The sequence below is a fragment of the Neisseria sp. KEM232 genome (genome assembly GCF_002237445.1).
In the GTDB taxonomy this organism is placed as follows: domain Bacteria; phylum Pseudomonadota; class Gammaproteobacteria; order Burkholderiales; family Neisseriaceae; genus Neisseria.
Genome location: NZ_CP022527.1, coordinates 1,365,264 through 1,380,043, shown reverse-complemented (window position 1 = coordinate 1,380,043; position 14,780 = coordinate 1,365,264). Strand labels below are relative to the sequence as shown.

Below are 14,780 nucleotides of genomic sequence, written 5' to 3'. Positions count from 1 at the left end.
TTGGGTTTCAGACTGCGTGGAGGCCGTCTGAAAATATAAATCGTCTGTGCGTTTGGGTGTTTTCAGGCTGCGTAGGTCGGATTCTTGAATCCGACGTTTTCCCGCAAGGAAAAATCTGTTGCGGCAGGATTTGCGTTTGCCTGTCGGATACAAGTATCCGACCTACGGAGCTACGGTCGGTTTTCAGACGGCCTCTATCTCCCCAGCATCGCAAACACCGCCTTTTTCTCATTCGCCAAAATATCAATTTTGTAACGCCTGCGGTATGCCCACAGCGCAAACGACACCAGCGCGGATATGCCAGCCATCACGGCGAGCAGGGCGAATAGGTCGCTGTATGCGGCGACGGCGGCTTCGCGGGCGGCTTGGGCGGTGATTTGCGAAACGGCTTTGCCTTGCAGCAGGGCTTTGTCGGAAAGGGTAACGGCGAGCACGGCAGCGTTGCGTTGGATGTCGGCGGCGAGCGCGGGGTTGTCCAAGGTGAGGTTTTGCGCGATGTCGGTGAGACGGTCGCGCGTGCGGTAGGTGAGAAAGGCGCTGAAAATGCCTGCGCCCGCCAGCCCGCCGAGGGTTTGCGACAGGCCGAATACGGCGGAGAAGCTCATGATGTGGTCGGGGCTTTTGGCGAGCGCGCGCACAATGCCTTCGAGCATCATCGGCCCCATAAACAGGAGCGTGGCAAAGGCGACGATGCTTTGGCTGAAATAAAGCTGCGCGGGGCGGGTGTTCATGCCCACACCGATTTCCAGCCATGCGCCGAGCGCGAAACAGGCCAGCGCGATGGTTACGGGTTTGCGGATGTTGTTGATGTCCAACAAAATCAGGCTGGCAATCACACCTGCCAGCGAGGCGGCCGCCATCATCAGGTAAAAGCCGCCCATCTGCGTGCCGCCGATACCCAAAGTTGCCATCAGCCCCGCCGCGCCGACGGTCTGCTCGGAGGTCAAAAGCCGCGCCATCGCGCCCATTACGGCGAAGATGATGATTTGCGGCACGGTCATCCAATGCCAGTCGAGCATCGGCTTGCGGCGGCGCGCTTCCAAAAACAGCGCCAGCCCGGCCAGCCCCACGCCGCCCGCGAGCAGCCAGCCCAGCCAATGGGTTGTCCACCACACCGTGCGCCCCTGCACGAGAAAGGCGCACAACAGCGCGATGCCGACGGCAAACAGGGTAAAGCTGACGGCATCCATAAGCGTGAACGAGCCGCGTTCGTGAAAACCGGGCGGCAGCGGCAGCGCGGACACTCCGGCGATGCAGGCGAGCGACAAGGCCGTCTGAAAGGCGAATACCGAGCCGAGCAGGCCGTCGGCGTAAAGAAAAGGCACAAACGCCTGCGCCAGCGGCGTGCCCACCTGCATCAGCCCGATGCCGAACACCAGCCCCGCCAGCTTTTTCTCGCCGGCAAACGCCTGCATAAAATAATACATCGACAACACCAGCAAACCGCTGGCGGCAATGCCTGCCGAGGCGCGGGCAAACAACTCCACTTCGTAATGGTGCCAAAGCTGCTGCGACAGGTTGGCGGCGAGCAGCGCAAACAGCGTGATGCGCACAAAACGCTGCACGCCGAACGCCTTGCGGATTTTGAAAAACAAAATGCTCATGCAGGCGTAAGACATAAAATACGCCGCCTGTATCCAGCCGCCCTGCTGCAAATCCAACGCCAAATCGCCGCGCAGCTGCGGCAGCACGGCAGAGAGAAAACCGTTTTGAAAACCCGCCGCCAGAGAGAGCAGAACGCCGATGGCGAGATAGGCGAGACGGCGTTTTTTCGGATGGTCGGGCGAAGCGGGCGTTCCCGCCATCATCGGCATCTCGTGCGGCTTGAAAGTGTAGTTGCCGTGTTTGAGGGTCATGGTTGTTGAGAATCCTTTGGGGGCTGTTTTTCAGACGGCGTTTGGGGTTTCAGGCTGCCTTTGATGCCGTCTGAAAGGCAGCCTGAAAACGGGGGAAACTTGTCTACTCCTGTTTACAAAAATATTCGCCCGATAAAGCATTGGGTTGCTGCAAAACCAGCAATTCGTCGCCCCAATTGATCAAATCAAGCAAAGTGTGTCGGAACAGCAGGCGGAAACCGATTTCGCCGTGGATGTCGTACAGTTTTTTCATGTCCCGCAAAGTCTCGCCTTGCAGCGGACGGAACAGATCAAGCCCGCCCACATCAAATATTTTGAACGCCCCGTATTCTCCCAAAGAAACGCTTTCAAGCTCGCGGTTGAATTCGCAGGCTAAATTCTCTTTGCTGCCGTTGCATTTGATTAAAAGCGAACCGCGCTCCAAACCAAAGTAGATTTCAATCAGGTTTTGAAAATCAAAAGGGCTGTCTTCCGTGGGGAACACATGGAACAGTCCTTTTACCGAGACAATTTTTTGATTGAGCGTAATCATCGTGAAAAAACAGAATGGTTCAAAAACGAAGCGGGATAACTGTCGTTCGGATTCTGGAATCCGACGTTTCCCCACAAGGGAAAAACCGTTTTCAGGCTGCCTTCGGGCTGCCTTATTGTCCGCCATCCGCTTCAAACCCGCCGCCAAACGCGGTATTCAACGCCAGCCACGCGCTAAACAGCTTCGTTTGCGCCTGCGAGAGCTGGCTTTCGTTTTGCAGGGTTTCGTCCTGCGCGGCGAGGTAGTCGAGTTTGTTGTCCAAGCCCGATTGCCAGCGGCTTTTGGCGGCGGCGGCGTTTTTGCGGGCGAGGGCGGTCATTTCGCTTTGTTCGCGCACCGACAGGGCGGCGGCTTCGTATTGCGTGAGCGCGTCGGCGGCTTCGCGCAGGGCGGTGTACACGTTTTTGTTGTAACGCGCCGCCTGTTCGTCAAACTCGGCTTCTTTTTTCGACAGGTTCGCCCGCAGTGCGCCCGATGTGAAAATCGGCAGGCTCACGCTCGGCAACACGGCGGCGGTAAACGATTTGGACGCGGGCAGATGGCCGATTTCCAGATTCGCCAAGCCTGCCAAGCCTTTAATCGTAATGTTCGGATAAAACTCGGTTTTCGCGCTCTGCACCAAATGCCGCCGCGCCATCAGTCCTTCGCGCTGCGCCGCCAAATCGGGGCGTTTGCCGAGCAAATCGGCGCTCAGCTGCGAGACGGGCGGCTGCGGCACGGCAGCGGCGGCGTTGGGGGAAAAATTGTCCAAAGCCTGCGCCTGCTGCCCCGTGAGCGCGGCAAGGGCGTGGCGCACTTGGGCGGTGTTGGCGTCGATTTCAGCCAAGGCCGTCTGAAAACGGCTGTTGCCCTGCCGCACGGCATACAGCCTGCTCGGCGCAAGTTGTCCCGCGCGGATCAGTTCGCGCACCACGCGCTCGCGTTCGCGGTTGGTTTGAAAACGTTTTTCCACGATTTGCCGCTGTTCGAGCAGCATCTGCCATTGGCGGTAATACCCCGCCACGCCCTGCGCAATCAGCAGCCGCGTTTGCGCGCGTTCGTATTCGACGGCGCGTTGCTGCCCCAGCGCGGCTTCGAGCTGGTGGCGGTATTTGCCGAAAATATCGGGCGACCACTGGCCTTGCAGTTGCAGCGATTCGTAGCCGATGTTCACGCCGTGTTCGCCAAACAGGCGGTGTTCCAACTCCGTAACCAGCCGCGATTTGTCGCCGCCGCCCAAGCCGTCGCGGTGGAGAAACGCGCCGCCTGCGTTCAAACCGATTTTCACGCCGCCCTGCGAATCCGCCAGCCGCGCCCCCGCTTCCGCCTGACGCAAACGCGCCGCCACCGCCGCCAAATCGGGCGATTTTGCCAAAGCGGTGTCGATCAGCGCGTCGAGCTTCGCATCGTTTAACGCGCTCCACCACTCGGGCGAAACCGGCGGCTGGGGAGAATCGGGCAAGCCGAGCGAAGCGGCGGTTTCAACAGGCGCGGGGGTGTGTTCGGTGAAGGAGGCGCAGGAGGCGAGGAGGGCGGCAAGGAGAAGGGTGGGGAGCAGGTGTCCGGGCATGGCAGGATGGGGAAGGGTGAGGAAAAGCGACGGATTATATGGGGCAAGAGGCCGTCTGAAAACGGAATTTGCGTTGTTTCAACTACGTTAAAACCGCAAACGGATTTTCAGACGGCCTTTTGCCGCACGGAAATATCCAGCGGGATGCGGCGGGAGAAAAGCGTTTCCGCAAAACGCCGCTCCCACCCTAACCTTCCCCCGCGCTTGGGGTGCAGGGGAGGGAGTCAGATGCGCGGCGGGATTTTCGGTTTCAGAAACGTCATTCCCGCGAAGGCGGGAACGGCCTTTCGGGTTCGCCGATCGGATCACCGAAGCCGATATCTGTTTGCAAAACGGCAAAAGGCCGTCTGAAAACCGCCAAACGGGTTTCAGACGGCCTGTGTATGCCGCAGCCGTTTCAGGCCGTCTGAAAGGCATCTTTTCAGACAGTCTTTACATTTTCCATTTGAAGCTGAGCAGGACGTTGCGCGGTTCGCCGTAAAAGTTGCCGCTGTCGAAGCTGCGGCCGTATTGGTTGGTGTAGTAGCGTTTGTCGGTGAGGTTGTTGACGGCGAGGCCGAGCTGCATGTGCGCGTTGGGGCGGTATTGCAGGTTGGCGTTCCAGACGGTGTAGCCGCCTTGGGTGAGGGTGCGGCTGCTGTTGGAGGTTTTGCTGCTGCTGTTGATGCCGAGGCCGATGCTCCATTTATTGCCCGCTGTCGGCAGGGTGTAGCTGGTGTAGAGGCGGAACATGTGTTTGGGCGTGTGGGTACTGAAATCGTAGCCTTTTTCGCGGCTGGCAACGCCGCCGGGAATGGTGTTGCGGTTGACGCTGCGGTTGAAGGTGTAGCCGGCGAAGATTTTCCAACGCTCGCTCAGGTCGCCGGAGATTTCGGCTTCCACGCCCCTGCTGCGGCGGTCGAGAGCGATCCAGTAGGGTTTGGGGGCGTTGACGCGGAAGTTTTCGTTGTCTTTGTCGGTGAAATAGGCGGCCAGCGCGGTGTTCAGACGGCCTGAAAGCCATTGGCCTTTCCAGCCGATTTCGTAGTTGCGCCCCATAATCGGCGGCAGCAGGTTGTCGTTTTCGTCGCGGTTCATGGTTTGCTTGAAGATGGCGGTGTAGCTGGCGTAGAGGCTTTGGCTCGTGGTGAGGTCGTAGGTGACGCCGGCGTAGGGGATGAAGCGGTTGCGTTTGAGTTCGTTAACCGTGCCCGGGGTGTTGTCTTTGAGGTTTCTGTCCCAAATCAGGTAGCGGTACCAGCGGGTGTAGCGGCCGCCGGCCATGATGTGCAGGCGTTCGGTGGGGTTGAGGCGCACACCCGCGCCGAAGGCGTGGGTTTTGTAGCGGCCGTCGCCGCCGCGCGCTTTGATGTCGGCGCCGTCCCAGTCGGGTTTGGCGATTTCGCTGCCGTTGAAGCTGTCGGCGTCGAAGCGGCGGCTGTCGTCGGGCCAGCGGTTGACGGTGTGGTGTTTTTCTTTGGAGAAGCTGTGCATGAAAAACACGTCGTGGCTGCGGCCGAGCGCTTGGAAGCGGCCGGTGAGGTTGTTCTGCCAGGTAAATTGGCGCGAGTCGTTGTCGTAGCGGTCGTGGCTGTAGGTTGCGCCCAGGCCGTCGGTGCCGATGCCCTCGCCGTTGATGCCGCCGAGGAAGTAGTATTCTTTTTCCGAGGCGGTTTTGCGCCAGTCAAGTTTGCTGGAGAGTTTCCAGTTGTCGTTGAAGAAGTGTTCGTATTCGGCGAAGAGGTTGGTTTTTTTCAGACGGCTTTCGTTCCAATCCGCGCCCAGATAGCGTTTGCGCGGCAGGCCGCGGCCGTCTGAATACAGCGGCAGGCCGACAAGGTCGGGGGTTTCGCTCTTGTCGATGCGGCTTGCGCCCCAAGTGAGTTTGCCGTTGTCGCCGATGTCTTTTTCCATCACGCCGTAGAGCAGGATGTCGCGGCCGCCGGAGCGTTCGCGGAAGTTTTTGTTGCGGGCGGCCGAGCCGACAAAGCGGCCGCGCAGGCCGTGTTCGCCGCTGAGTGTGCCGGAGGCGTCGAAAGTGCTGTTGATTTTGCCGAAGCGGTCGGCCAAAAGGTCGGCGCTGATTTGGCGCTGCGCGGTGGGTTTTTTGCGTGCGGCGTTAATCGTGCCGCCCGGTTCGCTGTTGGCTTGGGTCAGACCGGCCGCGCCGCGCACCACTTCGATGCGGTCGTAAAGCGCCAGATCGGTGGCGTTGGCCGGGTCGCCGTAGGGGCCGCCGAGGCCGAAGCCGCCGGGCGAGCCGATTTGGCTTGCCATGCCGTCTTCTTCAAACTGCTCGATAAAGTAGCCGCGCGACATGAAGTGGGTGCGGCCGCCGGATTGGAAAACGTTGACGCCGGTGGCGGTTTTGAGCGCGTCTTCCAGCGTGGTGATGCCTTGGTCTTCGAGCTGTTTTTTGGTGATGACGGTAACGGACTGGGGAATGTCTTTAGGCGCGAGAATCAGGCCGGTGGTGGAGCGCAGGGCGGAGGCGGCGTAGCTGTTGCGGTTTTCCGTGCGCAGGCTGCGGTTTTTGGCGGTAACGGTCACTTGCGCCACGCCTTCGCTTTCTTCTATGTTGTCTGCCTGTGCGGCGGTGTCGGCGGCGGCATGGCCGGCGATAAGGGCGAGGGCGAGGGCGGAAAGTTTGAAGGCGGACATGAATCGGCTCCTGATGTGTGTGGGAAGGGGAATCGGTAGGGAAAAACGGCGCAAGCAAACTGTTTTCAGACGGCCTTTCGCGGCTGCGTCGCCGCAAAAATGCGCGCATTGTAATAATGTAACACATGGTTTATTTTGATTTAAGTCAAACCGTTTGTGCGGAAAACTTGCGTTTCCCCCCCGCCCTGCGGCACAGGCGCGGGCGCAACGGCGGCGGGCTTTTGTGGCATAATGCGCGCCCTTGCCCGCACGTCGGACGCTGTATTTTTTCAGACGGCCTTTGCCGTTTGGAACCGTCATTTATTTCAAAACTATCCCCGAATCACGCAGGCGGCGAAGAGGCCGTCTGAAAACAGAAAGAACCGCCATGAATCCCTTTTCCTCATTGGGTTTGGGTCAGGAAATCGTCTCTGCCCTCACCGATCAGGGCTACGAAAACCCCACGCCCATCCAGGCCGCCGCCATTCCCAAAGCCCTGGCCGGACACGATCTGCTGGCTGCCGCGCAAACCGGCACCGGCAAAACCGCCGCCTTCATGCTGCCCAGCCTCGAGCGGCTCAAACGCTACGCCACCCCCTCCACCTCGCCAGCCATGCACCCCGTGCGCATGCTCGTGCTCACGCCCACGCGCGAATTGGCCGACCAAATCGACCAAAACGTGCAGGGCTACATCAAAAACCTGCCCCTGCGCCACACCGTCCTTTTCGGCGGCGTGAATATGGACAAGCAGACCGCCGATTTGCGTGCCGGCTGCGAAATCGTCGTCGCCACCGTCGGCCGCCTGCTCGACCACGTCAAACAGAAAAACATTCACTTCAACAAAGTCGAAATCGTTGTCCTCGATGAAGCTGACCGCATGCTCGACATGGGTTTCATCGACGATATCCGCGCCATCATGCAGATGCTGCCGCGCGAGCGCCAAACCCTGCTCTTTTCCGCCACCTTCTCCGACCCCATCCGCAAGCTCGCGCAAGACTTTATGAACGCGCCCGAACTCGTCGAAGTCGCCGCGCAGAATACCGCCAATGCCAACGTCGAACAGCACATCATCGCCGTCGACACCTTCAAAAAACGCCACCTGCTCGAACGCCTCATCGTCGATTTGGACATTAAGCAGGTTATCGTCTTCTGCAAAACCAAACAAAGCGTCGACCAAGTCACCCGCGATTTGCAGCGGCGCGAAATTGCCGCCCAAGCCATCCACGGCGACAAATCCCAGCAAAGCCGCCTCGAAACCCTCGCCGCCTTCAAAGAAGGCAGCCTGCGCGTCCTCGTCGCCACCGACGTCGCCGCCCGCGGCCTCGACATCGCCGAGCTGCCCTTTGTTATCAACTACGAGCTGCCCGCCCAGCCCGAAGACTACGTCCACCGCATCGGCCGCACCGGCCGCGCCGGCGCCGACGGCGTCGCCATCTCGCTGATGGACGAAAACGAACAGAAAATGTTCGAAGCCATCAAAGAGCTGACCGGCAGCGACATCGCCGTCGAACGCATCGAAGGCTTCGAACCGCAATGGTGGGACAAAGGCACACAGGAGAGTGCCGCGCAGAGGCCGTCTGAAAACCGCCGCCGCAGCGACAGCGCCCGCAGCGAAGAGCGCCGGCCGCGCCGCGAAGCCGACAAAGGCAGGGACGCCGGCGACTCCTGCGGCAGAATCGCCGGACGCAGCAGGCGCAACCGGCGCGGCGAGCGCGTCAAATGCGCCCTGGTACTGCCCAACTTCGGCGTGAAATAAAGCGCGTCCGCCGCATACGCAAAGGCCGTCTGAAAACGCCGCCCGACAATGTCGGGCGGCGTTTTCAGACGGCCTAACCGTTTTGGCTGCTCCGAAGCTGTGTTTTCAGACGGCCTCACCGTTTTGGCTGTGCCGAAGCTGTGCTTTCAGACGGCCTCACGGCACGGAATGCCCGCGAGCCAGGTACTGCATCGGGGTGTCGAAGCTGACTTTGGTTACGCCGTCTTTGCTTTCGACTTTGGCGACTGTGCCTTGGCCGTTGGCGAAGTTGACGGTGTCGCCGTGGGTTACGAAGTCTTTCGCTACGCCGTTGCCTTGGACGGTGAAGCCTGCGTTGAGTACGTCGTTGACGGTGGCGGCGTTGTTGCCTTTGTTACCTGCTGCCAAGGTAGCACGATCGTTACCGTTCGGATTGCCGGTGGCATTGCTCGTATCGGCAAGATTGCCCTTCACGTTAGCCAATGTGGTCGGTGCAGTGGTATTGCCTGCTGCATTCTGCATGCTGGCAATCACGTCGCCGGTGGCTACTTGGTTACCTGCGCCGTTAGGTGCATCGTAGAAGTTGCCATCCGTGTGTTTGTACACTTTGTTGCCGTTGGCATCGGTGTATACCACCGGAGTTTGGGCATTCTGCACTACGGTTTGGGCATCCAATGCGTAAGTGTAAGTCTGGTCACCGTTGGTAGCGTCCACATCCTGTTTAACAGTCAAACCGTTACCGGCAGCAAAGGTAACTTTTTGACCGGGTTTAACGGTAGTGGCAGTAGCCGTAGTACCGCTAGCCAGTCTGCCGCCGGCAGTGGCTTGGAAGCCGCTATTGTTGATGGCGTTGGCAATATCACCCGCTGTGGCCAGTTTGCCTGCGTCGGCAGCAGCCGGTGGAGTAACTTTGCCGTCGTTGGCTACGGTCAACGGAGTGGTGGAAATAGACGATGTTACTTGGTTTGCTACAGCTTTCAGCTGAGCAACGTTTACTGCATCAGAGTCTTCCGTACCTGCGGCCACATTAATGATTTGGCGGGTACCATTCTGCGTACCAACTGATACCGCACCCAGCTCGCCTTTTACTGTCGCCCTAATATTGTTTTGATCAGTATTAGAAGCTGACGCCAGTGCGTAAACCTGATTATTCGCCACGGTAGGTGCTGCATTAGCCTGAACTTTAGTCGCATCGATAGCGGCACGAGTAGCCTGAGAGCCATAACCCAAGGCAACTGAACCAGCTGCGACAGTAGAACTATCTGCACCAATTGCTACGCTATTATTACCAGCAGCATTAGCACTAGAACCAATAGAGATACTATTTTCTTTAGACGCTACTGCAGCCGCACCAATAGCCGTAGAAGCCTTGCCACTAGAGCGGGCATTAGAGCCGATGGCAACTGCCTGCTCCTCTTCCGCACGGCTAGCACCAAGAGTAACTGCCTGACGACCCGCTGCATAAGCGGAATCACCAATTGCAACTGCACCCTCGGAATTCGACTGACCAACAACAGATTTTTCCGCAACTTCAGCGCTACCAACCGCAACAGAGCTAGCGCCAGCCGCTTTAGCGTTAATCCCTGCTGCCAAGGCTTTGCTGCCAGTTGCACCGTCATTATTATAGTTATTGTCAGTATTTGCACCGTTTACATGGTAGAAGTGAATACCATTACCACCGGCAGCTGTAATTTGTTCTTGTAAACCTTTAGCCACATAGAACAACTGGCTACCGTTAATGGCATCAGTGCTAGCTGCAGTAATAGCACCTGGCGCAACGTGTTTGATTTGGCGTTCGAAACCGGCCGCACCAACTGAAACTTGGTCACCGGGAACCACTTTGCCGCTGCCAGCAAACGGGCTAGTCCCACCACCGTAGGTGATTGCACCAATTGTGGCAGACGGCACATCAGTAGCGTTTGTTGCAGTTGTACTACCCGCACCCAAGGCAACAGCATTGGCCAATGTAGCATTTGCCCCTACACCGAATGCAGCCGAATAATCACCCGTGGCATGGGATTTCGTACCTACTGCCGTTGCCAAATCTGCCGCCTTGGCAGAGACGCCCACAGCAACCCCAGCCTGGCCAGTAGATGTGCCGATATAGCGATTATTAGGCGTGAAATTAACTAAGTTCTGACCCGTTAACTCCCGATATTTTTTTGCCAGTGCCGTATCGTTATACGCATCATTATCAGCAGATTGAGAAGTCACTCGATACACTGTGGATGCTACCGAATCCAAATCATCACCACCAATGGCAACCGAAGAATCTCCGGTCGAACGGGTATTCGCACCCAGTGCCACAGACTGATCGCCTGTTGCCTGGGCATCAAAACCAAAAGCAATGGACTGTGATTTAGAAGCTACTGACTCAGGACCAAATGCAATTGTCTGCAACCCGCCCGATCTGGCTTGCTTACCAATCGCGATATTATTCATTGTCTTATCAGGAACATTTTGTATTCGGTAGTAAGTTGCCGAGTTAGTCTCTGTTGATGCACCGTAACCCACCGCAATTGAATTTTCTCCGTCGGCCTTAGCGTCCCAACCAGCTGCGATAGAAGTTTTGCCTGTAGCTTTAGCGCTGCCATTTCCGCCGACATTACTACCACTTGGGCTAACGGCAATAGTCCATTGAGCAGATCCATTTTCAATGCGAGCATTATCTGCCATTGCGGTCTGCGACATAAAGGCAGCTGCAACAGAAGCAGAAATCGTCAATACTTTCTTATTCAGAGAAATGCCGTCCACCACAGCAGCAACCATGCTGCTGCGCCCGGACTTGCCATGCGCCTTGGCTGTTTCTTGCACAGCCACCCAAGTGTTGGTCGTTTCGTTGTAAACGGTACGATAGATCTTGTTCATTTTGACTTCCTTTTTGTTAAAACTTTTCTGCCGCCGATACCTGCCGTGTTTTGCCACGGCGGCAGCGGCTGCATCGCAACCAAACTTTGCTGCAAATTTCGTGCCATTGCACTTTTCCTGCCCACCTCCGTTTGAAAATTTCTTTCGGCTCATGCCCAAAGGCTTTTCAGACGGCCTTTTTTCTTGTTGCGCCCCGTTTGCGGAGGTTTGGCACGATATGACGTTTTCCGGCCGGATTTCGCAGATTTTCGGATTTGTTCCCGCCTGTGTTTCACGGATACAGCAAACGGGCTGGCCGAGCTTATATGCATATTCCAAACCTTTTGCAACCTTTTCCGATAAAAAAGCGTAACAATGTTACTAACGGTGGTGAGTTTGTTGTTTTCCCGCCTGTATCGGTTAAGAGGCCGTCTGAAAGCAGGTTTTCAGACGGCCTCTGTTTACACAAAAAAGACGGCCTGCGCGGGGCAGGCCGTCTGAAAAGCATCCGTGTCAGATGAGGTTGAGGTCGCTGACGCGGTCGAAGATGTGGTCGGGCTTGTTGCCTTCTTCGTAGAGCTGGATGCGCAGGCGCAGGTCGTTGGCGGAGTCGGCCTGGCGGATGGCTTCGTCGTAGTCGATGGTGCCGGCGACATAGAGGTCGAACAAGTGCTGGTCGAAGGTTTGCATGCCGTCGCCTTGGCCGCGCGTCATCAGTTCTTTGATGCCCATCAAATCGCCTTTGAATACCAAATCCTGCACGGCGGGGGTGTTGATCATCAAATCGACGATGGCGGTGCGGCCTTTGCCGCCTTTTTTGACGACGAGACGTTGGCCGATGATGCCGACGAGGTTCATCGCCAAGTCGATGAGCACCTGTTTGTGCCGCTCTTCGGGGTACAGGTTCATGATACGCTCGATGGTTTGGTTGGCGGTGGTGGCGTGGATGGTGAAGATGCAGAGGTGGCCGGTTTGCGCCAGTTGCAGGGCGTATTCCATACTTTCGATGCCGCGCACCTCGCCGACGCAGACGACGTCGGGCGCCTGACGCATGGCGCTTTGTACGGCCACTTCCCAGCTGGATGTGTCGATGCCGACTTCGCGCTGGGTGATGATGGAGCGGCGGGGGACGTGCAGATACTCGATGGGGTCTTCGATGGTGATGATGTGGCCGGGCAGGTTGCGGTTGCGGTGGTCGAGCATGGCGGCCATGGAGGTGGATTTACCGGAGCCGGTCGCACCCGCCAGGATGAGCAGGCCGCGTTTCTGCATGACGAGTTCTTTGAGTTTGAGCGGCAGGGCGAGGTCTTCCACGGAGGGGATTTCGGTGTTGATGCGGCGCATGACGAGGCCGCAGCGGCCTTGTTCGTGGTAGGAATTGACACGGTAGCGCACGTTGCCCTTGGATTGCACGGAATAGTTGATTTCGTGGTTGCGCAGGTATTCCTCGCGCTGGGCGGTGTTCATGGTGGAGGCGACGATTTTTTCGGTGTCGGCCGCAGTCAGCGCGGGCAGCGGCACAGGAATGAGGTTGCCGTCGATTTTTACCGAAGGCGGGAAGCCCGAGCTGATGAAAATATCGGATGCGCCGCGTTTTTCGGCTTCTTCGCACATGCGCGCCAGAATAGGATGCAGGTGCTGGCCGATGGCGGCAGGGCTTTCCTGATCGATGTGCGGGTTGTCGCTGCCCGAATAGTCGGACACGATTTCGCTCAGCAGGCCGTCGAGGTTTTGCGGGATGTCGCTCATGTTTTTTCTCCGTTATCCGTTTACATAAAGTCGGCGTTTTGCGCTTTGGCGCGGGCGGTTTCTTGGGAAATGACGCCGGTGCGCACCAGAGCCTGCAATGACTGGTCGAGCGTCTGCATGCCGTATTGCTGGCCGGTTTGCAGCGCCGAGCCGATTTGGGCGATTTTGTTTTCGCGGATCAGGTTGCGCACGGCGGCGGTGGAAATCAGGATTTCGTGCGCGGCGACGCGTCCCTGGCCGTCGCGGGTTTTGAGCAGGGTTTGCGAAATCACGGCGCGCAGCGATTCGGACAGCATGGAGCGCACCATTTCTTTTTCGCCTGCGGGGAATACGTCGACGATACGGTCGACGGTTTTGGCCGCGCCGGTGGTGTGCAGGGTGCCGAATACCAAGTGGCCGGTTTCGGCGGCGGTGAGCGCGAGGCCGATGGTTTCGGGGTCGCGCATCTCGCCCACAAGAATCACGTCCGGGTCTTCACGCAGGGCGGAGCGTAGGGCGTTGGCGAAGCTGTGGGTGTGTTCGTGCAGCTCGCGCTGGTTGATCAGACATTTTTTGCTCTCGTGCACAAACTCGATCGGGTCTTCGATGGTGAGGATGTGCGAGGAGTGGGTTTCGTTGATATAGTTGATCATCGCCGCCAGCGTGGTGGATTTGCCCGAACCGGTCGGGCCGGTTACCAGCACGAGGCCGCGCGGGTTTTCCGAGATTTTTTGGAAAATGCGCGGCGCTTTTAAATCTTCCAGTGTCAGCACTTTGCTGGGAATGGTACGGAACACGGCGGCCGGGCCGCGGTTGGTGTTGAACGCGTTGACACGGAAGCGGGCGACGTTGGGCAGCTCGAAGGAAAAGTCGGTTTCCAGGTTTTGCTGGTAGTTTTTGCGCTGCAAATCGTTCATCACGGAAGTGATCATGTGGCCGACTTCCTCGGCATTCATTTCCGGCAGGTTGATGCGGCGCACGTCGCCGTGCACGCGGATCATCGGCGGCAGGCCGGCGGAGAGGTGTAAGTCGGATGCTTTGTTTTTCACGCCGAACGCGAGTAGGTCGGTAATCTGCATAATGTGGCCTTTGTCTTTTTCAGTTACAATTTCTTGCAAAAAATAACGCTGCATTTTAAATAAGAACGCCGCTTTATTCCATGCAAATCTGCGGAAATTTCAAAAAAACTTCCAAATCAACCATCTAATCATGTCAACCCTGCAACAGAACTATGTAAAGACCGTGCGGCGGCTTGCCGAAGCGGCGCAGCGCGCGCAGAGGCCGTCTGAAAGCGTGCATCTGGTGGCCGTGTCCAAAACCTTTCCCGCCGCCGACATCCGCGAAGTGTATGCCGCAGGCCAGCGCGATTTCGGCGAAAACTACATACAGGAATGGTTTGGCAAAACCGAAGAGCTGGCCGGTTTGCCCGATATTGTCTGGCACCTTATCGGCGACGTGCAGTCGAACAAAACGCGGCAGGTGGCCGAGCGCGCCCACTGGGTGCACACCATAGGCCGTCTGAAAACCGCGCGCCGTTTGAGCGGACAGAGGCCGTCTGAAATGCCGCCTTTGCAGGTGTGCATCGAAGTGAATATTGCAGGCGAAGCGGCCAAACACGGCGTGCCGCCCGAAGAGGCGGTTGCGCTGGCTGTTGAGGTGGCCAAGCTGCCCAATATCAAAGTGCGCGGCTTGATGTGTGTGGCCGAGGCGGGCGCGGACGAAGAGGTTTTGAAAAAACAGTTTGACACCATGCGCGGGCTGCTGGCCGATTTGAACGCGGCGGGCGTGGCGGCGGACGTGTTGTCGATGGGGATGTCGGGCGATATGGAAACCGCCGTTGCCTGCGGCGCAACCCATGTCCGCATCGGCAGCGCGATATTCGGGCGGCGGGAATATCCGCAGGCCGTCTGAAAC

9 protein-coding genes are annotated in these 14,780 nt (G+C 57.9%); 2 read left to right on the top strand and 7 right to left on the bottom strand.

Annotation, left to right across the window (positions count from 1 at the left end):
- Window positions 1-194: 194 nt before the first annotated feature.
- The 4 genes from CGZ77_RS06825 to CGZ77_RS06810 all read right to left on the bottom strand — a co-directional run bounded on the left by CGZ77_RS06825 (window position 195) and on the right by CGZ77_RS06810 (window position 6,577).
- Complete coding sequence (locus CGZ77_RS06825; protein ID WP_009426763.1) at window positions 195-1,856, bottom strand: MFS transporter; 1,662 nt, start codon at window positions 1,854-1,856, stop codon at window positions 195-197.
- 103 nt (window positions 1,857-1,959) lie between these two features.
- A complete protein-coding gene (locus CGZ77_RS06820) occupies window positions 1,960-2,514 on the bottom strand; it encodes a hypothetical protein (RefSeq protein ID WP_232504826.1) in 555 nt (184 codons plus the stop codon).
- Entirely contained in the window at window positions 2,501-3,937 is a 1,437-nt protein-coding gene (locus CGZ77_RS06815; RefSeq protein WP_009426765.1) for an efflux transporter outer membrane subunit, read from the bottom strand. Before CGZ77_RS06815 ends, CGZ77_RS06820 begins: the two co-directional genes overlap by 14 nt.
- Window positions 3,938-4,369: 432 nt before the next feature.
- Window positions 4,370-6,577: a TonB-dependent siderophore receptor gene (locus CGZ77_RS06810; protein ID WP_009426768.1), complete on the bottom strand. Its 2,208-nt coding sequence runs from the start codon at window positions 6,575-6,577 to the stop codon at window positions 4,370-4,372.
- 367 nt (window positions 6,578-6,944) lie between these two features.
- Between CGZ77_RS06810 and CGZ77_RS06805 the strand changes: the two genes are divergently transcribed.
- Window positions 6,945-8,312 (top strand): DEAD/DEAH box helicase, encoded by a 1,368-nt coding sequence (locus tag CGZ77_RS06805; RefSeq protein WP_036496410.1) that lies wholly within the window; start codon window positions 6,945-6,947, stop codon window positions 8,310-8,312.
- A gap of 156 nt (window positions 8,313-8,468) precedes the next feature.
- Here the strand turns inward: CGZ77_RS06805 and CGZ77_RS06800 are convergent, their stop codons facing one another.
- From CGZ77_RS06800 to CGZ77_RS06790, 3 genes are all read right to left on the bottom strand, one after another.
- A complete protein-coding gene (locus CGZ77_RS06800) occupies window positions 8,469-11,477 on the bottom strand; it encodes an ESPR-type extended signal peptide-containing protein (RefSeq protein ID WP_157697521.1) in 3,009 nt (1,002 codons plus the stop codon).
- Between the two features lie 174 nt (window positions 11,478-11,651).
- Window positions 11,652-12,887, bottom strand: coding sequence for a PilT/PilU family type 4a pilus ATPase (locus tag CGZ77_RS06795; RefSeq protein ID WP_094031054.1), 1,236 nt, complete (start codon window positions 12,885-12,887; stop codon window positions 11,652-11,654).
- A gap of 20 nt (window positions 12,888-12,907) precedes the next feature.
- Entirely contained in the window at window positions 12,908-13,945 is a 1,038-nt protein-coding gene (locus CGZ77_RS06790) for a type IV pilus twitching motility protein PilT (protein WP_036496460.1), read from the bottom strand.
- Between the two features lie 130 nt (window positions 13,946-14,075).
- Between CGZ77_RS06790 and CGZ77_RS06785 the strand changes: the two genes are divergently transcribed.
- The gene (locus CGZ77_RS06785) at window positions 14,076-14,777 is read left to right on the top strand and encodes a YggS family pyridoxal phosphate-dependent enzyme (RefSeq protein ID WP_009426813.1); all 702 of its coding nucleotides are present in this window, start codon (window positions 14,076-14,078) and stop codon (window positions 14,775-14,777) included.
- The last annotated feature ends 3 nt before the right edge of the window (window positions 14,778-14,780 follow it).

Bases quoted from the DNA above. Each gene is read 5' to 3' on its own strand.
- CGZ77_RS06805 (WP_036496410.1), top strand. From the start codon at position 6,945: ATGAATCCCTTTTCCTCATTGGGTTTGGGTCAGGAAATCGTCTCTGCC.
- CGZ77_RS06790 (WP_036496460.1), bottom strand. From the start codon at position 13,945: ATGCAGATTACCGACCTACTCGCGTTCGGCGTGAAAAACAAAGCATCC.
- CGZ77_RS06825 (WP_009426763.1), bottom strand. From the start codon at position 1,856: ATGACCCTCAAACACGGCAACTACACTTTCAAGCCGCACGAGATGCCG.
- CGZ77_RS06815 (WP_009426765.1), bottom strand. From the start codon at position 3,937: ATGCCCGGACACCTGCTCCCCACCCTTCTCCTTGCCGCCCTCCTCGCC.
- CGZ77_RS06820 (WP_232504826.1), bottom strand. From the start codon at position 2,514: ATGGCGGACAATAAGGCAGCCCGAAGGCAGCCTGAAAACGGTTTTTCC.
- CGZ77_RS06795 (WP_094031054.1), bottom strand. From the start codon at position 12,887: ATGAGCGACATCCCGCAAAACCTCGACGGCCTGCTGAGCGAAATCGTG.
- CGZ77_RS06810 (WP_009426768.1), bottom strand. From the start codon at position 6,577: ATGTCCGCCTTCAAACTTTCCGCCCTCGCCCTCGCCCTTATCGCCGGC.
- CGZ77_RS06785 (WP_009426813.1), top strand. From the start codon at position 14,076: ATGTCAACCCTGCAACAGAACTATGTAAAGACCGTGCGGCGGCTTGCC.